At 54.4% G+C, this 20416-nt stretch carries 22 protein-coding genes; 14 read left to right on the forward strand and 8 right to left on the reverse strand.

Annotation, left to right across the window (positions count from 1 at the left end; all coding sequences use genetic code 11):
- Positions 1–17: 17 nt before the first annotated feature.
- The gene (locus tag FLZ89_RS09560) at positions 18–833 is read left to right on the forward strand and encodes a thiamine pyrophosphate-dependent enzyme (RefSeq protein WP_141262746.1); all 816 of its coding nucleotides are present in this window, start codon (positions 18–20) and stop codon (positions 831–833) included.
- Positions 834–1345: 512 nt separating this feature from the next.
- Here the strand turns inward: FLZ89_RS09560 and FLZ89_RS09565 are convergent.
- The 4 genes from FLZ89_RS09565 to FLZ89_RS09580 form a co-directional block, all read right to left on the reverse strand.
- Entirely contained in the window at positions 1346–1750 is a 405-nt protein-coding gene (locus FLZ89_RS09565) for a hypothetical protein (protein WP_141262745.1), read from the reverse strand.
- Between the two features lie 105 nt (positions 1751–1855).
- Positions 1856–2053, reverse strand: a complete 198-nt coding sequence (locus tag FLZ89_RS15960) for a hypothetical protein (RefSeq protein WP_216363871.1) — start codon at positions 2051–2053, stop codon at positions 1856–1858.
- On the reverse strand, positions 2050–2436 hold the full coding sequence (locus FLZ89_RS09575) for a DUF1634 domain-containing protein (protein ID WP_141262744.1): 387 nt from the start codon (positions 2434–2436) through the stop codon (positions 2050–2052). Before FLZ89_RS09575 ends, FLZ89_RS15960 begins: the two co-directional genes overlap by 4 nt.
- Before the next feature lie 44 nt (positions 2437–2480).
- Positions 2481–3305 carry a sulfite exporter TauE/SafE family protein gene (locus FLZ89_RS09580; RefSeq protein WP_141264047.1) on the reverse strand — a complete coding sequence of 275 codons (825 nt, stop codon included), beginning with the start codon at positions 3303–3305 and terminating at the stop codon, positions 2481–2483.
- 473 nt (positions 3306–3778) lie between these two features.
- On the opposite strand from FLZ89_RS09580, the gene FLZ89_RS09590 reads away from it, so the two are divergent.
- From FLZ89_RS09590 to FLZ89_RS09605, 4 genes are read left to right on the forward strand one after another with little or no spacing between them, the layout of a single operon-like run.
- Positions 3779–4081, forward strand: coding sequence for a type II toxin-antitoxin system Phd/YefM family antitoxin (locus tag FLZ89_RS09590; protein WP_141262743.1), 303 nt, complete (start codon positions 3779–3781; stop codon positions 4079–4081).
- Entirely contained in the window at positions 4074–4559 is a 486-nt protein-coding gene (locus FLZ89_RS09595; RefSeq protein ID WP_141262742.1) for a type II toxin-antitoxin system VapC family toxin, read from the forward strand. Before FLZ89_RS09590 ends, FLZ89_RS09595 begins: the two co-directional genes overlap by 8 nt.
- A 47-nt stretch (positions 4560–4606) precedes the next feature.
- Positions 4607–5518, forward strand: coding sequence for a radical SAM protein (locus FLZ89_RS09600; RefSeq protein WP_141262741.1), 912 nt, complete (start codon positions 4607–4609; stop codon positions 5516–5518).
- Positions 5519–5574: 56 nt separating this feature from the next.
- Entirely contained in the window at positions 5575–6252 is a 678-nt protein-coding gene (locus FLZ89_RS09605; protein ID WP_141304874.1) for a superoxide dismutase, read from the forward strand.
- Positions 6253–6268: 16 nt separating this feature from the next.
- Here the strand turns inward: FLZ89_RS09605 and FLZ89_RS09610 are convergent, their stop codons facing one another.
- Both FLZ89_RS09610 and FLZ89_RS09615 read right to left on the reverse strand, forming a co-directional pair.
- Entirely contained in the window at positions 6269–7855 is a 1587-nt protein-coding gene (locus FLZ89_RS09610; protein WP_141262739.1) for a glycoside hydrolase family 57 protein, read from the reverse strand.
- Between the two features lie 107 nt (positions 7856–7962).
- Positions 7963–8559: a DUF4912 domain-containing protein gene (locus FLZ89_RS09615; RefSeq protein WP_172613539.1), complete on the reverse strand. Its 597-nt coding sequence runs from the start codon at positions 8557–8559 to the stop codon at positions 7963–7965.
- A 119-nt stretch (positions 8560–8678) separates the two neighbouring features.
- Between FLZ89_RS09615 and FLZ89_RS09620 the strand changes: the two genes are divergently transcribed.
- From FLZ89_RS09620 to FLZ89_RS09650, 7 genes are all read left to right on the forward strand, one after another.
- The gene (locus tag FLZ89_RS09620) at positions 8679–10643 is read left to right on the forward strand and encodes a glycoside hydrolase family 15 protein (RefSeq protein WP_141304875.1); all 1965 of its coding nucleotides are present in this window, start codon (positions 8679–8681) and stop codon (positions 10641–10643) included.
- An 88-nt stretch (positions 10644–10731) separates the two neighbouring features.
- Positions 10732–11430: a CPBP family intramembrane glutamic endopeptidase gene (locus FLZ89_RS09625; protein ID WP_141304876.1), complete on the forward strand. Its 699-nt coding sequence runs from the start codon at positions 10732–10734 to the stop codon at positions 11428–11430.
- A 4-nt stretch (positions 11431–11434) separates the two neighbouring features.
- Complete coding sequence (rlmD, locus tag FLZ89_RS09630) at positions 11435–12730, forward strand: 23S rRNA (uracil(1939)-C(5))-methyltransferase RlmD (protein WP_141262736.1); 1296 nt, start codon at positions 11435–11437, stop codon at positions 12728–12730.
- A 35-nt stretch (positions 12731–12765) separates the two neighbouring features.
- Positions 12766–12990 carry a hypothetical protein gene (locus FLZ89_RS09635; protein WP_141304877.1) on the forward strand — a complete coding sequence of 75 codons (225 nt, stop codon included), beginning with the start codon at positions 12766–12768 and terminating at the stop codon, positions 12988–12990.
- A 183-nt stretch (positions 12991–13173) separates the two neighbouring features.
- Positions 13174–13515 (forward strand): DUF3796 domain-containing protein, encoded by a 342-nt coding sequence (locus tag FLZ89_RS09640; RefSeq protein ID WP_141262734.1) that lies wholly within the window; start codon positions 13174–13176, stop codon positions 13513–13515.
- On the forward strand, positions 13512–13715 hold the full coding sequence (locus FLZ89_RS09645) for a helix-turn-helix transcriptional regulator (protein ID WP_172613540.1): 204 nt from the start codon (positions 13512–13514) through the stop codon (positions 13713–13715). Before FLZ89_RS09640 ends, FLZ89_RS09645 begins: the two co-directional genes overlap by 4 nt.
- Before the next feature lie 17 nt (positions 13716–13732).
- Positions 13733–14566: a M23 family metallopeptidase gene (locus FLZ89_RS09650; RefSeq protein WP_141262733.1), complete on the forward strand. Its 834-nt coding sequence runs from the start codon at positions 13733–13735 to the stop codon at positions 14564–14566.
- 66 nt (positions 14567–14632) lie between these two features.
- Here FLZ89_RS09650 and FLZ89_RS09655 read toward each other — a convergent pair whose 3' ends face one another.
- Both FLZ89_RS09655 and FLZ89_RS09660 read right to left on the reverse strand, forming a co-directional pair.
- A complete protein-coding gene (locus FLZ89_RS09655) occupies positions 14633–14890 on the reverse strand; it encodes a sulfurtransferase TusA family protein (RefSeq protein WP_141262732.1) in 258 nt (85 codons plus the stop codon).
- Positions 14877–16100 (reverse strand): YeeE/YedE thiosulfate transporter family protein, encoded by a 1224-nt coding sequence (locus FLZ89_RS09660; RefSeq protein ID WP_141262731.1) that lies wholly within the window; start codon positions 16098–16100, stop codon positions 14877–14879. The genes FLZ89_RS09655 and FLZ89_RS09660 overlap by 14 nt, the downstream gene beginning before the upstream one ends.
- Positions 16101–16314: 214 nt before the next feature.
- Here FLZ89_RS09660 and FLZ89_RS09665 point away from each other — a divergent pair, with 214 nt between their 5' ends.
- Together FLZ89_RS09665 and FLZ89_RS09670 are read left to right on the forward strand one after the other, a co-directional pair.
- On the forward strand, positions 16315–18006 hold the full coding sequence (locus tag FLZ89_RS09665) for a sigma 54-interacting transcriptional regulator (protein WP_141304878.1): 1692 nt from the start codon (positions 16315–16317) through the stop codon (positions 18004–18006).
- Between the two features lie 63 nt (positions 18007–18069).
- Complete coding sequence (locus FLZ89_RS09670; protein ID WP_253256450.1) at positions 18070–20271, forward strand: molybdopterin oxidoreductase family protein; 2202 nt, start codon at positions 18070–18072, stop codon at positions 20269–20271.
- Positions 20272–20416 lie beyond the last annotated feature (145 nt).

Below are 20416 nucleotides of genomic sequence, written 5' to 3' on the forward strand. Positions count from 1 at the left end.
CCTGGAGGTAGGTACCAATGGTTAAAATAAAAGAATTACCTGATGCAGAACTGGTGCAGGGTTCTTACGCCTGCGCCGGCTGCGGCGGGATACTCGCCGTCCGTCTGGCCCTGAAGGTCTTGGGGCCGGAAACGGTCATCGTCACCACACCGAGCTGCCTGCTGGGGGTAACCACATTTTATCCCCAGCTGGCCTTCAAAGTTCCCTGCGTCAATGTCACCTTCCCCAGCACAGCGGCGGCCGTTTCCGGAGTGGTGGCCGGTTTGAGGCGCCGGGGGAAGAAAGGGGTCAAAGTCGTGGGCCTGGCCGGCGACGGCGGTACCGTCGACATCGGGCTCCAGGCTTTATCCGGCGCCCTGGAGCGGGGCGACAATTTTATCTTCATCTGCTATGACAACGAAGCCTACATGAATACCGGGGTACAGCGGAGCGGGGCCACACCTTTAGGGGCGCGGACCACGACGACGCCGGTGGGCAGCGTGGGCCGGGGCGAAGAAAGGCCCAAAAAGGATATGTTGCGTATTGTAGCGGCCCACGGTGTCCCCTATGCGGCAACAGCCAGCATCGGCTACCCCCAGGATTACCTGACCAAGGTGCAAAAGGCCATGCAGGTGGAAGGCCCGGCATACATTCAGGTTCTTTCCCCCTGCCCACCGGGCTGGGGCTACCGCAGCGACCTGACGGTGAAGCTAGCCCGCCTGGCCGTCCAGACGGGCCAGTGGCCCCTGGCCGAATACGTAAATGGAGAGCTTACGGTAAAAGAGATTCCCAATCCCAGACCCTTGCGCGAATACCTGGCGCCCCAGGCACGTTTTGCCCATATGCTGGGTTAATACCTTAAAATTGCTCCCCTTAGCCTGACTCTGCTAGAGTCAGACGGGTCTTCGGCGATGCGCCCCCGCGTGGAACTGGACCGTAACCGGCCGCGTCCGAGGGGCGAGGTGATTGTGGAATAAAGGCTGTTTATTATAACTGGATCTAACAGGTCGGCCCTGGAGAACTCGAAAGGAAGATTTTCTTCTTGTAAATTAGCTTGGAGATGCCCACAATAATCTTTTAAGCGGGATACCAAAAAATTAACCTCAGCGGTATATCTGGGTGCTCCATAGGCAGCAACAGCATAGCCACCAATAAGGCAGTAGGGCATATCTATTTTTTCCAGTATAGCGCTAACCTTAATTATCGGGTCGCCCATTTTTCCTGGCCCTCTTTATTCCCAGCTTTAGCCTCTCCGCATACCGCCCCAGTTGTGGCACCATCTTCATCTTTTGTTCGGGCGTTAGCTGTTTAAAGTATTTAATAAGGAACTCTCTTTTTATACCAATAGTATCTACTCCTGGATTGATTAAGGTAGCCAGGCCAGGATGGCCAGTAGGGAAGCGATAACCCCCCCCAGACCAACAATAGTAGTTACTATACTGGCGATAGACCATCTATGGATGCTACGTATTTCCTGTTGCCCTGACTTGATTTCCTGCCGTAATATCGCAATTTCCTGCTGTAACCGGGCATCATTTTCCTGCATTTCCTGGCGCAAAGCATTTATCTGGGTATCAATTTTACTGTCAAGTTTATCAATCCGGGTGTCAAGTTTATCGATCCTCGTTTCAATCCGGTCAAAGCGCGCTTCATAACGAGCGTCCATGTTAGTCAGCTGCTGGATGATATAGCCAAACAGGTCGAAACCACGAGGAAATAACCCTTGCTCATCTGTTCCGGCCGCTATTTCTTTTCTGGCTTCCTCTGGCATGGTGGCTCCCCCCTTTGGCTAAATCATACCATTATTTTTCCAGGCGGGCAATGGAAATCCTTTTATTCCCAAAAACTAGCCCCGCTTAACCCGGAATTGTCAGCATCAGCTACCTGTTAGCAGTACCCTATCGTCGGCAAAGGCGCTGCCGCCGGCCGGTTCAAACATTTTCAAGAGGTCGGCTACCGTGGTTCCGGCCGCTGCGACCGGGCAGGTCCAGGATAATACGCCGCGGTAAAGCAGGACAAGGACCAGGGCCACCACCAGAATATGGAGGAGTATGTCAATAGTTTTCGCTGTCATTCTGCCCTTCCCAACAACAAGCTTAAAATTAACATAGCTAACACATAAGTAGTAATCAGTACATAAGGGCGGTCGCGATCAGAGATAAAGGCGATAATCGATGCGGCGACGCGGAAAATGGGAGTGGCGATGAGCAGTAAAAGCCCCAGGTCAATAATGGCAAAGGACTTAAAATGCACCACATCCCTGAGTACCTGGAGGGGGCTGGTGGGGAAGAAACCGGCCGGGTAGCCGCTGTCGCCGGTGAGTAAATAAAGTACCAGACCGACAGCAATTATTATGGCGCTGATAACTACTCCCCAGCGTAAAGACTGGCTGATGAAATCTTCCACAACGATGGCATGGGATTCTTGAGGAGTATCTTTTGGCAAGTTATTTTCCATATCATTCACCTTACTTAAATTTAATACTTATCAAGAACCAACCTTCACCCTTTTAGGCCTTTCAAGAGCATCTGCAGGGAAATATAAAGCAATACCGGCACAAAGATCTTTCTTAAGGTAGTGTTGCGCAGGCGAACCATGAGGCGGGTGCCCAGGGTGGCTCCGATAACGACGCCCAGGGCTACGGGAGCGGCAATGGCGGGGTGGATATCACCCCGGGCGAAATATATACCGGCACTGGCGGCCGCGGTGACACCAATCATGAAATTGCTGGTAGCGGTAGACACCTTCATGGGCAATTTCATGAACATGTCCATAGCCATGACTTTAAAGATCCCATTGCCAATACCCAGCAGGCCGGAAATAACGCCAGCCCCGTACATAATGCCAAAACCCTCGTAAACCCCTGTTGATGTGTATTCTACCTGCCGGTTCAGGACCTGGTCGTAGTAACTTCCCTCTAATTTCAATTTTTTCGCCAGGGGATGGGCGACGACTCCTTCCGGAAGCTCAAGGTTGCGCCGTTTAAACATGGCCAGGGTAGAATAGCCCAGGACAACGGCAAAAATGATATAAAGGTAGTGGGGGCTAATTAGACCGCCTAAATAAGCTCCGGTAATAGCCCCGGTGGTAGTGGCCATTTCCAGGAACATACCGATGCGGATATTGGTAATGCGGTCACGAATATAGGCCGCCGCCGCACCGCTGGAAGTAGCGATAACGGAGACGATGCTGGCGCCAATGGCATAGCGGATGTCAATATTGAGGAGCAGGGTCAGCACAGGGATGATGATAATCCCGCCACCCAGCCCCAGCAGGGCCCCCACTATACCGGCAAGAATTGAACCGGTAAAAATCAATATTGCCATGGAAAGACTGACCAAAATAAGGACCTCCCGGAAAACCTGGTTTTAAGTGTTTATTTACCAACATCGAAATTTAGCGCCAGGTTGGCGCTGATGGCTTGAGGCAAAATGATGGGATTGGTTCCCATACCCGGCCCATAGTGAAAAGTTCGGGGCAAACCCAAAACCATAATATCAAATTTATCTTTAATGTACAGATAGAGATTGGTGCGGCGTTCGGCCAGCTGCTTGCTGGCTTCCTGTACTTCTTTGGACGGCAGCGAGCTTATTTTTGACCATGGCCGGGCGGCCTATGCTGTGGCCGGTTTCCCCGACGAATGGCAGCGCCATCACCAGGGGGGCCATTGGCTACGCGCCCCGGGAATACCGGGCCGGGGAAGGTGGCGGAGAAACTGCCCGATTCCTCCCGTACAAGTTTGTAATTTTTAACCATCAAGTATATAATGATCCTAAAGACACATTTAGGAGTGATTCTAATGCATATAGTAAACGTAACAGACGTTAGGAGAAATATCCGTGAGATCCTGGCAGAAATCGCCAGGACAAAAGCTCCGGCGGTCATTGTCCAGCGGTCAAAGCCTGTCGCGTATCTGGTTGATGCAGACACGTTTGAGAGGATGCGAAAATACGATGCCGTGGATATTTTATCCCAGGCCAGGAGAGAAAGCCTGGACAGGATGCTCCGGTTAAGGGCGAGGGTTGCCAGGAAAACAGAGGCCCGGGGAGATTCCGTGGCAGTGATCCGCGAACTGCGGGAAAGGTTGGGCAGGCATGAGTAGCTATATCTGCCTGGATACTTCCGTTCTAATGAAAGTGCTTGTCGAGGAAGAAGACAGCGATAAAGCCACGGCGCTGATGCGAAGGATAATTGAAGAACGTAAAATAATTGTCCTTCCTGCGTTTGCCTGGGCCGAAGTAGGAAGCGTTTTGCGGCAAAAATGCAAGAGAGGAGAATTGAGCACTCCGGATGCCGATGATTTATGGGCGGAGTTCCAGCAGTTTCCCGGGGTCGAATACCTGAACGACAATATGGTGATGGGACGGGCCTGGGAGCTCGGTAAGCATTTTGATATGCCTACGCTGTATGATGCAGTTTTCATGGCCGTCGCGGAAATAGTAACCGAAAATACGGGCGAAACCTGTGAATATTGGACAGCTGACGAAAGGCTTGTCAAAATAGTGAGCGAGCAAAAAGAATATGTAAAATGGCTGAAAGCGCTGCCACAGGCAGGTGAGTGTGTTGGGCTAAAAAAGTAAGCCCCGGGTTACCCTAAGCAAAGAATAGTACTTCAAGGGGGACCTTTATGACTGATTATCCTGGGTATATCGATAGCTCCAGGAGCGGCAGGCTAAAGGACCTGGCTGCCGGTCTCATGGAACGCCTTAAAGATTGCACTGTTTGTCCCCACCATTGCCATGTCAACCGGCAAAAAGGGGAATTGGGCTTTTGCCGGGCGAGCTGGGAGGTGGAAATCGGCGGCTACGGTCCCCACTTTGGCGAGGAGCCACCCCTGGTAGGGCGAGGTGGCTCCGGGACCATTTTCTTCAGCCACTGCAACTTAGCCTGCGTTTTTTGCCAGAACTTCGATATCAGCCGCGGTCAACATGGCGAAAAGGTTTCCCTGGAGACGCTGGCCCGCATAATGCTATCGTTGCAGGACCGGGGCTGCCATAATATTAATCTGGTAACGCCGTCCCACTATGTCCCCCAGATTATCGCCGCCCTGGCCATTGCCGCCGAAAAAGGTTTGCGGTTACCTCTGGTCTATAACTGCGGCGGCTATGAAGAAAAGGCGACCCTGGAGGAGATTGCCGGCCTCATAGACATCTACATGCCGGACTTCAAGTATGCCGATCCTGAGGTTGGCAGACGCCTTTCCCATGTACCGGATTATCCCCGGGTGGCAAAGATAGCCATTAAAGAAATGCAGCGCCAGGTGGGCGACCTGCAGGTGGATGACGAGGGAATAGCAAGGCGAGGGTTAATTATCCGTCACCTGGTCCTACCGGAGGGCCTGGCCGGAACCGGGGAGGTCATGGAGTTTATCGCCCGGGAAATCTCACCCCATGCCTATATCAACGTCATGAACCAGTATTACCCGGCCTGCGAGGCCTATCGCTACGGCCCTTTGAGCCGGCGGATTACCCGAGAGGAGTTTAAAGAGGCTTTAGAGGCGGCCCACCGGGCCAGCCCCCATTTCCGGCTGGCGGAGTAGCTTTTTTATGGACGGCGCATAAGCTATAAAGAAACAACTTCCAGGGAGGATATAATATGGAAGAAGCACAAAACTTCTGGTTATCTCCTCCCGTGCCTCCCGGCGAGCACCGGTTGCCGCCTTTACCTTATCCTTATGATGCCCTGGAACCGGTCATCAGCGAGAGGCAGTTGCGCCTCCACCACGACCGCCACCATCTGGCCTATGTTGAGGGGCTCAACAAAGCGGAATTAAAACTGGTTGAGGCCCGGCAGAAGGGCGACTTTGCCCTGGTAAAGCACTGGGAGCGGGAGCTGGCCTTTCACGGGTCCGGGCATATCCTGCACAGCATCTACTGGACGGTAATGGCTCCCTGGAGCGGGAGCGGGCCGGGGAGTTTATTGCGGGAGAAAATAAACAGCTATTTTGGTAGCCAAGCTGCCTTCCAGGAACAGTTTAGCCGGGCGGCTGTAGATGTGGAGGGCTCCGGCTGGGCCATCCTGGCCTGGCAGCCGGCCTGGGGCCGCCTGGAAATCCTGACGGCAGAAAAGCACCAGGATTTGACCCAGTGGGGGGCCATTCCCATCCTGGTCCTCGATGTCTGGGAACACGCCTATTACCTGGACTACCAGAACCGGCGCGCCGATTATGTTAAGGACTGGTGGCAGCTGGTCAACTGGCCGGAGGTAGAGCGGCGACTGCAACTCGCATTGCCGGCCCTGGTACCCTTAAGCCTGGCTGGTTATCTGCCCTGATACAGTCCGGAGGACCTTATCTGCTGGCAAAAACCCTATAGTTTATATCCGGAAAGATATTATTAGCGTCCTCCAGGGCCTGGACCTTTTCAGGGTCCAGGTCGTTATTTTTTACTGACCGGGTGAGATCCCAGAAATTCAGCAGGTGTTTTTTCGTCCGCTGGACGGCGTAATCTACCATGGTCCCGGTTTTCATGATGAAGGCCCAGTCACTGCTCTGGGCCACCAGGAGTTCCCGGGCGGCCTGGTTTAAGGCGCGCAGCAGCAGGCCCGTGGCCTCCGGGTGCTGGTTGGACAGTCGGATCATCTCGTCAGCAGCGTGGTGGAGATGGCGGTAAATCCAGTCGTTGGAACCCTCCAGCCAGACCTCGTTATAACCGTTATTCCCCCAGCTGGACATGCAGGGCGTGGCCGGCTGGTTGACGGGGAAACGCTCCAGGTACTCGCTTGGCGTGATAAAGGTAAAGGGTTGATGGGCGAGCCCCGCCACCTGGCGGAAGAGCGATTCCAGGAACTGGGGTCCTTCGAACCACCAGTGCCCGAAGAGCTCGGCGTCATAGGGGCAGACAATGAGGGGCGGCCGGTCCATGTAATCGGCCAGGTAGTTAATCTGGTGTTCCCTGTTAAACAGGAAGTTGCCGGCGTGGGTGTGGGCTTTGAAACTAGCCCATTCCGGTACATAGGGCTCCTTATAGTTGGACTTACCGGTGATGCGGTAGTATTTCATACCCGTATCCAATCGCAGGCCGGAAGGATGGATATAGGGCTTAATATATTCAAAGTCCAGGTCATAGCCGATATCCCGGTAAAACTCCCGGTAATCGAAGTCCCCCGGGTAGCCTTCCTGGGCACTCCACACCTGCTCCGAAGACTCCAGGTCGCGGCCGAAGGCAGCAACTCCTGCCGGGGTGTAGACGGGGGCAAAAATGCTGTAGCGGGGCCGCGGTGTGGCGTAAAGGAGGCCGTGGGCATCGACGAAGAAGTATTTAATGCCGTAATCCCTTAAAATGGCGTCATCTCCAGGGTTATAGGCACATTCGGGCAGCCACAGGCCCATCGGCGGCCGGCCGAAGAGGCGGCGGTGGTTATTGACTGCCACTTCTACCTGAGCACGGACTACTTCTCGCTGCAGGCCGATTAAAGGCAGGTAGCCGTGGGTGGCGGCGCAGGTTATTATTTCCACGTTGCCGCTGTCCTGGAGTTCCCGGAAGGCACTGATCAGGTTGCCTCCGTATGCCAGGTAAGTGCGGTAGATGCTTTCAAAAAGGTCCTGGTACATGCGGGCCACCAGGTGAAAGCGCGGATCGTTCCTGGTACGCCAGACCTCCCGGGCGGCCAGCTCCCGCAGGCGTTCCAGGTAACGGCGGTAATGCTCCTGGACCAGGTTATCGGCCATCATAGCAGTCAAAGGGGGGCTTAAAGAGAGGGTCAATTTATAGGGTATCCGGTCCCGATTCAGGCGCTGGCAGACATGGATCAAGGGGATATAGGTTTCGGTGACAGCTTCGTGGAACCATTTTTCGGCCAGGGAAAATTCGTCTTCCGTATCACGGACATACGGTAAATGAGCGTGTAATACCAGGGCGACATAACCACGGGGCATAAGTTTCTTCCTTTCTTGTTGCTGGCTGGAGTTGGTCCGGACCAATTGCATGAAAGCCTTTTATGTAAATGATATAGGGACGGGTCTTATTTCTAGGAGGCCCGCCCTTATTTTTGTGTTTTTACCAGCTGGATAGAGCTGAAACCTTTTGCTTTACCGTAACGTTCCACCGCCTGCCAGCAGGCTTCCAGGGGCGGCCATAAGGGGTCAATAACGCTGCTGGGTTTATCGGCCGGGGTAGTGACGATATTGGACCGGGCTATGGTAACAAAACCATATTCCGGAAACCAGCGTCCCAGGTCAACGCAAAAGGTGCTGGAGGATTTACCGGTGTGGATATACCAGTTGTCGGCCATGTCCGTAATGGCTATTTCAAAAAAGGGTGCCTGGAGAAAATCATAGGGGTGGTTGGTAAGGTCGTAAACCCTGAGTAAAGGACGGGACTTTTCCCAGGCACCCGGGCCAAAGCGACGCTTAAGTTCCTCCTTTTTGGCATCGCTTAATTCCCAGTAGGCATAGAGCCAGTAGGGGTCCTTGACCATGAGGACAACTTCATCTTTACCATATTTTGCCGGCAACTCCCGGCCTGCCGGTGCTGGGACTGGCAAGGGTTTGGCAGCCGGTTGGGCGGCCTGCCGGCGCCGGTACCAGAAGAGCGCCCCGGCCAGGATGGCTATGATTAACAGGGCAATAAAGGTTATCATGCAATAATCCCCGCTCTCTGGTGGAATAATGCTAAAGGACCGTTAAACTCATCGCTTAGTATATCCACTTACCTTTACTTTATTGCCGTTAAGATGAGGAAAGTGAAGGGGTGAGAACCATGCCGCGAGAACTGACCCTGGGGAACGGGCGTTTGTTGATTAATTTTGATGCTGAATTTAATATGCGTGACTTATATTACCCTTATGTTGGCTGGCCCAATCACATCGGCGGGGAAAGGAATCGCCTGGGCTGCTGGGTGGATGGCCATTTTAGCTGGCTGGGAAGCCGGGAGTGGGAGCGGGAGGTAGGGTATGAAGCGGATACCCTGGTAGGCCATTGCCGGGCCAGGAATAATGGAATGGAACTGGAAATAATTATCAACAACGCCGTTCATTTTCAAGAAGATATTTACCTGGCTCGAATCACGGTTCACAACATGGCCGGTCGCTCCCGGGAAGTGCGGCTGTTTTTTTATCATGATTTTACTTTAAATGAATCCCCCATCGGTGATACAGTGACTTACCTGCCGGACCAGAAGGTTTTACTTCATTATAAAAGGGGGCTCTACCTTTTAATCAATGGCCGCGCCGGGGCCAATATTTTTTTCCAGTATGCCACCGGTAACAAGCGTTTTCGCGGTGCCGAGGGCACCTGGCGGGATGCCGAGGACGGCTGGCTGGAAGGCCATCCCATCCACCACGGTTCGGTAGACAGTACCTTTAGCTTTCGCCTGCAGCTGGCCGCGGGAGAGAGGGGAGAGATTACCTACTGGATTGTGGCTGCCGAGAACTTTACGGTTGCCGGAGAGCTAAATAACCGGGTGCTGTCCCAGGGGGTAAAAAACTTGCTGGCAGCCACGGCGGCCTACTGGCGGGGCTGGGTCTATAAAAATGGACGCGACTTTGCCGATTTACCCCCGGCGGTAGTTGCCCTCTACCACCGCAGCCTCCTGGTCGTGCGCACCCAGATTGATACTAGGGGGGCGATCCTGGCGGCTACCGATAGCGACATCCTGGCGGAAGCCCGGGATCACTACGGCTATTGCTGGCCCCGAGATGGGGCCCTGGTAGCCAATGCCCTGGACCAAGCCGGCTATGGCGAGTTAACGGCCAGCTTTTTTTATTATTGCTCCCGGGTGCTGGAGCAGGACGGCTTTTTTTATCAAAAATACAATCCCGACGGCAGCCTGGGATCCAGCTGGTTACCGCCGGTGCACCGGGGTGAGCGCATTTTGCCCATCCAGGAAGATGAAACAGCCCTGGTCCTATGGGCCCTGGGCCAGTCCTTCCGCCTGGGGCGGAACTGGGGTCTCATCCACGACCTCTACCCGGCCCTGGTACGGCCGGCAGCCGATTTCCTGGTGGATTACCGCGATCCAGACCTGGGCCTGCCCCTGCCGAGCTATGACCTCTGGGAAGAGCGGCGAGGCATCTTTGCCTTTACTGCTGCCGCCGTCTACGCCGGGTTGATTGCCGCTGCCCATATGGCGCGCCTGGCTGGTGACGTAGGCCGGGAAGACCGTTACCGGCGGGCGGCGGTGGAGGTCGGTGTGGGTATTAGCGAACACCTCTATTCCCCGGACCTGGGGCGTTTCATCCGGGGTATTTACCGGGAAGATGACGGCCGCCTGGTGCCTGATTTTACCCTGGATGCCAGCCTCACGGCCCTAGCCCTGCTGGAAGCGGTACCCCTGGCTGACCCGCGCCTGACCAGGACTATAGCGGCAGTGGAGGAAGGACTGCAGGTCAAGACGGAAATAGGAGGAGTGGCCCGCTATACCGGGGATTACTACTTCCGTAAAAGCGATAACCTCCAGGTGGCCCCGGGTAACCCATGGTTTATCTGTACCCTGTGGCTGGCCGAGTGGCACGCTTTACGGGCGCAAAATTTAAATGACCTGGCCGCGGCTCGCGGTATTCTTACCTGGGCGGCAGAACGGGCAACGCCGGCGGGGATGCTCCCGGAGCAACTGGACCCCTTTACCGGCGAACCCCTGTCGGTTTCTCCTTTAACCTGGTCCCATGCCACCTTTGTGAGCGCCGTAGAAAAATACCTCGGCCGGAGGCGGCAGTTGCTGGCATAATTTCTATAGAGGCTTTTCAAACATCCGGGGTTGTTATATATTTAGGCCATAAGGCCTGTTTAGTTAAAGGTTTAATGAGGTGGAATTTATGACAGGAGAAACGGAGAAAATACCCTGGAATTTACGGCAGTGTCTTTTGGTATTACTGGGGATGCTGGCGGCAGGTTATGGTACGGCGTTAATGGTCCGATTCTTTGCTTCCTGGTTACCCCTGGCCTACCGTTACCTGTTGGTGGGCCTGGCCCAGGGAGCGGCCGTCCTGGGGGGACTGCATTATTTCGTGCGCAAGAAAAACGGCCTGGGATTGGAAGCTGTGGGTTTAAAAGCCGCTTCTTTGGTCCGGGCCATAGCTTCAGGCCTGGGAGGCGGCCTGGTTTTATTTTTACTGGTAGTTATTGTCGGCAGTCTGTTACAGTTCTTTTTACCCGACCAGGCCCCCCAGCCCTTTACCGAACTGGTCATCAACGCCCGGCAGCCCCGTGACCTGGCTATACCGCTATTTCTCGGTGCTTTTCTGGCTCCCGTTACGGAAGAACTCTATTTCCGGGGGTTTCTCTTCCCGGCCCTCAAAGCCCGCTACGGCTTCGGCAGGGGCCTTCTGGGGAGCGGCCTGATCTTCGCCCTCCTGCACCTGGACCTGGTGCGTTTCTTGCCGCTTGCACTCGGCGGCATGGGCCTGGCTTACCTTTATGAGCGGACAGGAAATATCTTCACCCCCATAGTTGCCCATGCTACCTGGAATACCGTTATGATTCTCCTCCTTTATTTTACCCTGCGGTGGGTTTGAAGATATGGAAAAGGTTGACATTACCGGGTTAACCCATGAAGGGGCTGGCGTGGGGCGCTTGCAGGACGGCCTGGCTGTTTTTGTACCAGGGGCCCTGCCGGGGGAAAGGGTAAAAATAGAACTGGTAGCCAGGAAGAAGAATTATGCCCTGGCCCGGCTGCTGGAGATCGAAAAAGCCTCCCCGGACCGGGTGTTGCCTCCCTGTCCAGAGGCGCACCATTGCGGCGGCTGCCACCTGCAGCACCTGGACTACCGGGCCCAGCTGCTGTGGAAACGGCGTCTGGTTGTAGAAGCCTTGCAGCGCCTGGGAGGTTTGCGGGACATCCGGGTCTTGCCGGTTGTGGGAATGGCCAATCCTTGGGGCTACCGCAATAAGGTACGGCTCCATGTGGCGAGAGGCCGGCTGGGCTTTTATCGGCCGGGAAGCCATGAAGTAGTACCCTCTTCTCATTGCCCCCTCTTACCTGCCGGTCTCCTGGAACTGGCCCGGGAGATGGCCCGGCTGCTACCGGGGCTGGCTCCGGGCCTCAAGCACGTGACCCTGCGCCAGGGCCGGGCTACAGGGGAGTTGCTGGTAGCCCTGGAGGTTGAGGCGGGCTGGCCGGGCGGCAAGGAGTTAGCGGTGAAACTGGCCGGCCGCTTCCTGGAGCTGGTGGGAGTGGTAGCCTTGCCTTTTAATAACAGCAGGGAGGCGGTTGAGGAAACTATCCTCTACGGCCGGGATTACCTGGAGGAGCGTCTGGGAGAACTACGCTTCCATATCTCTGCTACTACCTTCTTTCAGGTTAACACCGTCCAGGCTGAGACCCTCTACAACCAGGCAGCAGCCTTTACCAGCCTGCAGGGCGGCGAAGAGGTCCTCGATGCCTACTGCGGCAGCGGGGCCATTGCCTTGTGGTTGAGCCGGCAGGCGGGAAGGGTTACCGGGGTAGAAGTGGTAGCGGAGGCCATTGCGTACGCCCGGCGCAATGCTGCTTTAAATAACATTACCAATACGAGGTTCCGTGCCGGGGCCGCCGAGGTAGTATTACCCCGCCTGGCCGGGGCAGGCTACCGGCCGGAAGTTGTTATCCTGGACCCGCCCCGGGCCGGCTGCGACCGCCGGGTACTGGCGGCAGTGGCGGCCATGGCACCCGGGCGGGTTGTCTACGTTTCCTGTAACCCGGCAACTTTAGCCCGGGACCTGGCCTACCTGCGAGAAGCCGGCTTCACCCCGGGCCCGGTGCAGCCGGTGGACTTGTTTCCCCACACCCGTCATGTTGAGTGCGTGGTTCTGATGCAAAATGTAAAGAACGGATAAAGGCTTGAAAAACGGCTTAAATACAGGGCTTTCCGGTGTTTTACTATCTGCCGAAAGAGTGTCGGCGGGTGGTAAGGATGCCGGGAAGCCCTGCTTTTTTTGTCTATGTGATTGTTCGCGGAAACATGTCTACTGTGATTTTAGAAAGAGGTTTAAATCTCTTGTTTTCATCATATTATCCCGTCAATATTGATACAATGCTGACCCGCGAAAAAGTCCAGAAAGACCGGGCTTTTTCGCGCTTTATTAAGAAAAATTGATGAAAGCTTTAATTAGGTATAGGTAGATCTTCTATATCAAAATTACACCAACCGGACAAGATTAGATTTTAATGTTATATCATAAGCTTTCAATAAGTTCGTTAAATATACTTGACTTAGGTTTGAAATGTGATATATTTATAACATGGAGTTATAAATATATCATACAAGGGAGAGATACCATTGAAAAACAAATTGGGTTATTTAAGTCTTCTTGCAGTATTAGGTACACTGGGTTTTTTAACGGATAATAAGGCATACCTAGGATTTTGGGGTTTTCTGTACTACATTCGGTATTTTTTTGTTATACCGGATGAATTGTTTAAAGCCAATGTTCAAAAAGCGGCAACACCCGCATTCTTTACTGGACTTGCATCATCGGCGGTTACGATTATGCTGAGGGTGTTGATGAATAATGATGCATTACCGACGCTTGGAATGGGGCTTGGAATGGCGTTGTCCATCTTCGTGTTCACCGTCATACTGATGGTGTGTGAGATAAGAGAAAGCGGTAGCAGTTTATGATGATCAAAACCAAAATCAAGGAATACAGAGCCAAATACAATATGAAGCAGGAAGAATTGGCGGCTTTGGTCGGCGTAAGGCGTGAAACGATCGGCCATTTGGAAAACGGTAAATACAATCCGTCCTTAAAACTGGCGCTTGACATAGCAAAGGTTTTTCATACAACAGTCGAAGATATTTTTGAAATTACAGAAGAGTGACGTGGGGTGGCTAAGATATGCACAGGTTTGTAAATATTCTGGCAAAATTTAAATGGATCGGCTTAATTGGGCTATTGGGCAGCATCACCGGCAATGCTTACCTTAAGCTTTTCTGGCTGTTCTTTTTGCTTGGGTTTATTGAGATATTCAGCAATCTGCCGGCATTCTACCAGAGTATTCAACAGCTTCTCTCTTATCCTTTGATATTATTCCGCCATCGTTTTCGTCTGCCGTCAAAAGATAATTATGTCGGTATGACGGAATACATATTGCCCTTTAAGGGACAGTGGTACGTCGCAAACGGCGGCGTAGACAAGAGAACCTCCCATTCCTGGGGCGTGTGGCCGCAGCGCTATGCCTATGATTTTGTTATAGTTGATGAAAGTGGAAAAACCTGCTCCGGCAGCGGCAAGCAGCTGCAGGATTATTACTGCTACGGGAAAGACATTCTAGCGCCTGCCGACGGTGAAATTGTTAGTATGGCCGACGGGCATCCTGAAAGCAAGGTATATGGTGACGGCAGGGCTGAATGCAGGGCGAAAGATATCCGCGGAAATTTTATTACGCTCAAACATAATGAAAAAGAGTTCAGCACCATCGCTCACCTCATGCCCAACAGCATAACCGTTACATTAGGTCAGAAGGTTGTCCGGGGGCAAGTAATTGCCAGATGCGGCAACTCCGGGAATACCAGCGAACCCCATGTTCATTTTCAATTGAATGACGGGAGAAGCTTTTTTGCTTCCGCGGGACTGCCTGTTAAGTTTAAAAATGTGTTGGCAAAAGAAAACGGGAAAACAGGTCTCGCAGATTATATCGTTAAAGGTCAATCCGTAGAAAACAGGTTGTGAAGAAGCTTATGAATACTCTATTGCCTTGTAAAGGAGGGGTAATGATAAGTAAAGGTGTAATCAATATTATTTATTGCTTATACAAATCATCCATTCCCCGTCCCTCAGAAGTTCGACCTTCTGCACATCATACCCTTGATTTTTAGCCAGGTCAGGTACGTCCTTTGTTGCGGAAGGACAGTCGACTAAAAGGTTTAAAAAGCTGGCCGGCGGTAGTTTTTCCAGGAGGGTTGCAACGGCGTACTTGGGATACGGGCACATCCACCCGCGCATATCAACCTGATAATGGTTATCGTTTACCTTAACCGCATTAAGCTCTTTCATGCTTTCCAGCCTCCACCCAGAGGATAAATAAGTAGAACAGCAGCAAGAAGCCGTAGATAAAAGCCAGAGCCCCTCCCCAGCCCCATAATTGAGGCAGGTATACCGGTTTCCCGTATAGCCATCCCTGTCCCACCTTCTGGCCATAAATGTGTACCCAGGCACCAGAGGTTAACATGGCGGTTAAAATCGCCACCCAGGAACGCGTGTAGCCTTCACCGCTCCGCGCCAGGATACCCACACCGCATCCTCCGGCCAGGACCATGCCGATACCAAAAATGAAGCCACCCCCGATATTATGCCATCCTGCGGGAAAAACCATATGCGCAGGCTGATAGCCCTGGGCCTTGAGGATGGCGAAACCCATGGCTCCCACAGCCATTCCCAGCAATAGCCACTTCATAACCTTACCGTCACGGCTGACCAAAATTTCACGGAAGGCAGCTACAAAGCAGAGACGCGAACGCTGGATAATCAGCCCAAAAAGAATCCCAAATAAAAAGAGACCTGTATTTTTGGGCATGCCTGCAATGTAATAAATGACAGCGATGAGAAGTGAAAGGGAAAATACCAGGACTCCCCATTGGGGTTGACGGGATAAAACTTCTGCCGCTTTCGTTTCTCCCTTTGGCGCCGTGGTGAAATCAAGCTTTTGCAGGGCTTTACGCATTTGATATTGTAAAATTTTGCCTCCAACATAAGCACCCAGCAAAAGACCTACAGCAGACAGGGGACCGCTTAAAGAAAAGGCCATGGTAGCTACCCAGAATCCTCCTATATTACATGGAGGCATCAGGACAGTACCCAAACCCATCAGTATGCCCCCAGCAGCGCCCCAGAGATAACCCTGCCAGTCTTCTTTACGAATTTTAAATTCACGGGCCAACAGAGAAGCCCCAAGGGTACCAGCTATGATACCTATGTCAATCAAGCTATGCATATCCAGATAAATAGGCTTTACAGGGTAAGGGATAAATGGGCTTTCAGTTTTAATCCCCACCAGATTATAAAGCCAGCTCCCCCACATGGCCATTTGGGGAAAGACGCCCAGGGCCCGGGCATACATGAACATAAATAAGTTGGTAATGGTTAGAGCAAAGACACCTACTCCAATAGGCCAGGGTTCGGTAAATATCCTTAACCAACCACCTTTTATAGATTGCCATACATAACTTCCTTTGCTCGCATCACTCAAAACCGTTTTGCTGGTCAAGGTATCTTCTCACTCCTTTAGCAGTGATATGCCTTTGAGATTCGTCGCCATTTTATAAAGTCCTGCTATGCTTTATATTCCTTTTTGGAATGATTGTACGGTTTATTAAGAGATCCTGCGGTTTTTAGTGGAATGCCTGGCCGGGTTGCAGTCAGGGGAACGAAATGTTAACATAATGAAAGAACAAGGCTGACCATACAGGGAGGGGAGAATAATGGCCGGGACTGCCAGGGATTTCTGGGGAGAAACCTTTAATGCGCTGCAGCAGGGAATGATCTATGTCGACGCCGTCGGTCACATCCTGGTGGCCAACTCCCTGGCTGCCGCCATCCTGGGGCTGGCCGGCCGGGATTTAAAGGGCCGGCGACTGACGGAGGTCTTTCCGGAGACGCGCCTGGCCGAGGTCTTTACCCACCGGCGCCCCCTCCAGGGAACCTGTTTTGCCGCCGGGGGTAAAAACTACCGCGTCGATTATTTCCCCGACGGCCAGGGGGGAGTCCTCGTTCTTTTTACGGAAGAACAGCCGGACGCAGCCTACCTTCAGGCCATTAATGAACTCTACGCCGCCCTCCTCGATGATTTTCCCCTCTACCTGGTGGTGGTTAATCGCCAGGGGGTAATCGTCAGTATCAACCAGATGTATGCCGAACTCCTGGGCCAGAGGGCTGATGTCCTTACAGGCCGGGAGATAGGAGATGTTTTAACCTTCAGCCGCCTGCCGGAGGTACTGGCTACTGGCCGGCCGGTAGTCGGCTTTGAGGTCCAGTATGCCGGCAAGAAATTGTTATTGTCGGAAATGCCTGTCAAAGATGCCGCCGGCAACCTTCTGGGTGCCGTAGGCAAGGCCATGGCAGTTGAAGACCTGGCTGCTGCAGGCCTAAAAGATATTTCCCGGCGCCTGCAGGTTTTAGAGGGCAAGGTCCTCTTTTACCAGCAGGAACTCGCGTCCCTCCATGGGGAACAGGACGCCTGGCAGGGGATACTGGGGACGAGCCCGGCCATGGTGCAGCTGAAAAAACGGGCAGCCCGGGTGGCCCGGGGCGAGGCTAACGTTTTAATTACCGGTGAGAGCGGTACCGGGAAGGAATTGCTGGCCCAGGCCATCCACAGGGCCAGTTCCCGCCGCAATGAACCTTTGATCAAAATCAACTGTGCGGCCATCCCGGAAAACCTGCTGGAAGCCGAGCTCTTTGGCTACGAGGAAGGGGCCTTTACCGGGGCGGCCCGGGGCGGCAAGCCCGGCAAGTTTGAGCTGGCCGATGGCGGCACCATATTCCTGGATGAAATCGGTGACCTGCCTTTGAGTATGCAGCCGAAGCTCCTCAGGGCTTTGCAGGAACGTTCCTTTGAGCGGGTCGGGGGACGTAAGACTATCAAGGTAGATGTGAGGATTATTGCTGCCACCAACCAGGATCTCCTGGCCCTGGAGGCGGCCGGCAAGTTTCGCCGCGACCTTTATTACCGCCTGGCGGTAGTGACCCTCAATATACCGCCCCTGCGGGAGCGGCCGGAAGATATCGAGGTTTTGACGGCGGTCATTATCCGGCGCCTCAATAACCGCTATGGGATGGCCGTCAGGGGCCTCGCCCCGGGGGTGCAGGAGCTATTTTACCGCTATACCTGGCCGGGCAATGTCCGCGAACTGGAGAATGTCCTGGAGCACGCCTTTAATTTCTTAGAGCCGGGGGAAGACATCATCCGCCGGGAACACCTGCCGCCGGCTATGCAACAGGTGAGGGACAACGAGGCCGGCCTGGAATTGAAGGAGGCCGTTGCAGAAGCGGAAAAGGCGGCTATCCAGAGGGCCCTGGCGGCTGCCGGGGGGAATAAGCAGGAGGCGGCAAGGCTTTTGGGCATTCATCCGTCCGGCCTCTACCAGAAATTGAAGCGCTACAGTATCAACTGAAGTATTTGGAACTGGCATGGAAATTATTCTAACCCATGGCTGGTAATAAATGAGGGAGCGCTAATGGCACTGGCGGAGCTGCAACAAGGAATATTTAGCTTGTTCCAGGATCAGGAGGAAATAGCTGTAGACCGCTGGGTGGCTACCACCTGCGGTTATTGCGGTACCGGCTGCGGCCTTTTCCTGGGGGTTAAAGACGGCCGGGCAGTGGCCGTCAAACCTGATACCGCCGCGCCGGTAAATAAAGGCCACCTGTGCCTCAAGGGCCTTTACGAGTGGAAAACCCTGCACCACCCGGAGCGGGCGACGGTACCCTTTCGTCGCCGGGGCGGGGAAATGCATCCTGTGACCTGGGAAAAAGCCCTGGCCGAGGTGGCGCAGCGTTTCCGGGAAGCCCTGGCAAGCGGCGGCCCGGAAGCCGTCGGCATTTATCACGGCGGGCAGCTGACCCTGGAGGAATACTACGCCATCCACAAGCTGGCTAAAGGCGTGCTGGGTACGCCCAATATTGATGCCAATACCCGGCTCTGTATGGCCTCCACGGTAAGCGGCTATATCCGCTCTTTTGGCGTGGACGCCCCACCGGGCTGCTACGAAGACCTGGATGTGAGCAGCCTCATCTTTATCTTTGGCGCCAACCCGGCGGAGATGCACCCCCAGCTCTGGCAGCGGATTTTACGCAACCGTAAACTTAACGGGGCCAGAATCATGGTGGCCGACCCGCGTCTTACCCTGCCGGCCCGGGTGGCCGATCTCCACCTGCGCCTGCGCTGCGGCAGCAACATCCCCCTCCTCTACGGTTTGATTAATATTATAGTTAAGGAAGGTCTGCTGGATCGGGACTTTATCCGGCGGTCAACGACAGGCTTTGAAGAACTGGCCCGTGCCGCCGCCGCCTACCCGCCGGAGCGGGTGGCCGCTCTCACCGGCGTGCCGGGGGCGGATATTGTGGCCGCCGCCCGCCTCTTCGGCCAATCCCCCAGCGCCGTCACCGTTTTTTGTCAGGGGGTTAACCAGAGCAGCCAGGCGGTTGATACGGTAACTCTGATTAACTCCCTGCACCTCATCACCGGCAAAATCGGCCGGCCGGGTTCGGCGCCCTTTTCCCTTACCGGCCAGGCCTCGGCCATGAGCATGCGGGAGATCGGCGGGGGCGGCGGCCTCCCTGGCTTCCGCAACCCCGAGAATCCCGAGCATCGCCGCCAGGTGGCCAACTACTGGGGTATCCCGGAAGACCGGTTGCCCCGCCGGGTCAATGATATCAACTACATGCTGGAGCTAATTGCTGCCGGCAGGCTCAAGGTCCTGTGGGTCATAGGCACCAACCCGGCCGTTTCCCTGCCCGACCAGGGGTTTAGCCGTCGCCAGCTAGAAAAGGTCTTTTTAATTGTCCAGGACGTCTTTTATCCCATGGAGACGGCGGCCTTCGCCGACATCTTCCTTCCCGGCGCCGGGTGGGGGGAAAAGGACGGGATAATTACCAATTCCGAGCGGCGGCTGAATCTCGTCCGCCGCGCTGTGAATCCACCAGGAGAGGCGCGGGACGACCTGGCCATCGTCAGCCAGGTGGCCCGCTACCTGGGTGCAGGGAGCCTCTTTGCCTGGCAGGGGCCGGCGGCGGCCTTTGAGGAGTTAAGGGAGCTTACCCGCCACCGGCCCAATGACCTGACAGGCGTGGACTACACCCTGCTTGAACGCCAGGGGGGCATCCAGTGGCCCTGCCCGGAGGGCGGCCGGGGAACACCGCGGCTCTACACCGCCGGCGTTTTTCCCACGCTGCCAGAAGAAGCCCAGGGTTATGGCGAGTTTAATCACCCGGAGGGCAGGGCGCGTCTCTGGGCTGTTCCTTATACACCGCCGCCAGAAGTACCTGACGGAGAATTTCCCTTCTGGCTCAATACCGGCCGGATTATTGAACATTACCATACCCGGACCAAGACCAAGCGCATACCGGAACTCCAGGCCCTGGTACCCGGGGCCTATGTGGAAATTAACCCGCAAGACGCGGCACGTTTAAAGGTGGCTGAGGGCGAGGTGGTTCGGGTGGTGTCCCGCCGAGGCTGGGTTGAGGTGCCGGCCAGGATTACAGAGGTGGTAGCGCCGGGGGAGGTCTTTGTCCCCTTCCACTTTGGTGATCTGGACCCCAGCGAGAGGGAAAGGCGCCAGGCGGCCAACCACCTCACCGGCCGGAACGTCGATCCCCTTTCCGGTCAGCCCCTGGCCAAGGCCGGAGCCTGCCGGATAGAGAGGCTAAACTCTCTATAATTCTAGAGATGGGTTATAAAATTTTAGAGAGCCCTTATACCCTTGCAGGGCAGAAAAGCCCCGGATAACAGAGACCGGGGCTTTTTACTTTGCTGGCATGAAACTTGCTATAAAAGGCATGTATAAATATGTTACTTTCACAAGT

Origin of the sequence: Moorella sp. E306M, from assembly GCF_006538385.1 — a bacterium.
GTDB lineage: Bacteria > Bacillota > DSM-521 > Neomoorellales > Neomoorellaceae > Neomoorella.

Excerpts from the sequence above, each read along its gene's own strand:
- FLZ89_RS09610 (WP_141262739.1), bottom strand. The coding sequence starts at position 7,855 with ATGCCCCGTGGTTATGTCGCCCTGGTATTACACGCTCATTTACCGTAT.
- FLZ89_RS09575 (WP_141262744.1), bottom strand. The coding sequence starts at position 2,436 with ATGGAAAATAACTTGCCAAAAGATACTCCTCAAGAATCCCATGCCATC.
- FLZ89_RS09620 (WP_141304875.1), top strand. The coding sequence starts at position 8,679 with ATGCCGCGAGAACTGACCCTGGGGAACGGGCGTTTGTTGATTAATTTT.
- FLZ89_RS09595 (WP_141262742.1), top strand. The coding sequence starts at position 4,074 with ATGAGTAGCTATATCTGCCTGGATACTTCCGTTCTAATGAAAGTGCTT.
- rlmD (WP_141262736.1), top strand. The coding sequence starts at position 11,435 with ATGGAAAAGGTTGACATTACCGGGTTAACCCATGAAGGGGCTGGCGTG.
- FLZ89_RS15960 (WP_216363871.1), bottom strand. The coding sequence starts at position 2,053 with ATGACAGCGAAAACTATTGACATACTCCTCCATATTCTGGTGGTGGCC.
- FLZ89_RS09655 (WP_141262732.1), bottom strand. The coding sequence starts at position 14,890 with ATGAAAGAGCTTAATGCGGTTAAGGTAAACGATAACCATTATCAGGTT.
- FLZ89_RS09645 (WP_172613540.1), top strand. The coding sequence starts at position 13,512 with ATGATGATCAAAACCAAAATCAAGGAATACAGAGCCAAATACAATATG.
- FLZ89_RS09650 (WP_141262733.1), top strand. The coding sequence starts at position 13,733 with ATGCACAGGTTTGTAAATATTCTGGCAAAATTTAAATGGATCGGCTTA.
- FLZ89_RS09590 (WP_141262743.1), top strand. The coding sequence starts at position 3,779 with ATGCATATAGTAAACGTAACAGACGTTAGGAGAAATATCCGTGAGATC.
- FLZ89_RS09600 (WP_141262741.1), top strand. The coding sequence starts at position 4,607 with ATGACTGATTATCCTGGGTATATCGATAGCTCCAGGAGCGGCAGGCTA.
- FLZ89_RS09565 (WP_141262745.1), bottom strand. The coding sequence starts at position 1,750 with ATGCCAGAGGAAGCCAGAAAAGAAATAGCGGCCGGAACAGATGAGCAA.
- FLZ89_RS09615 (WP_172613539.1), bottom strand. The coding sequence starts at position 8,559 with ATGATAACCTTTATTGCCCTGTTAATCATAGCCATCCTGGCCGGGGCG.
- FLZ89_RS09625 (WP_141304876.1), top strand. The coding sequence starts at position 10,732 with ATGACAGGAGAAACGGAGAAAATACCCTGGAATTTACGGCAGTGTCTT.
- FLZ89_RS09670 (WP_253256450.1), top strand. The coding sequence starts at position 18,070 with ATGGCACTGGCGGAGCTGCAACAAGGAATATTTAGCTTGTTCCAGGAT.
- FLZ89_RS09665 (WP_141304878.1), top strand. The coding sequence starts at position 16,315 with ATGGCCGGGACTGCCAGGGATTTCTGGGGAGAAACCTTTAATGCGCTG.
- FLZ89_RS09580 (WP_141264047.1), bottom strand. The coding sequence starts at position 3,305 with ATGGCAATATTGATTTTTACCGGTTCAATTCTTGCCGGTATAGTGGGG.
- FLZ89_RS09605 (WP_141304874.1), top strand. The coding sequence starts at position 5,575 with ATGGAAGAAGCACAAAACTTCTGGTTATCTCCTCCCGTGCCTCCCGGC.
- FLZ89_RS09560 (WP_141262746.1), top strand. The coding sequence starts at position 18 with ATGGTTAAAATAAAAGAATTACCTGATGCAGAACTGGTGCAGGGTTCT.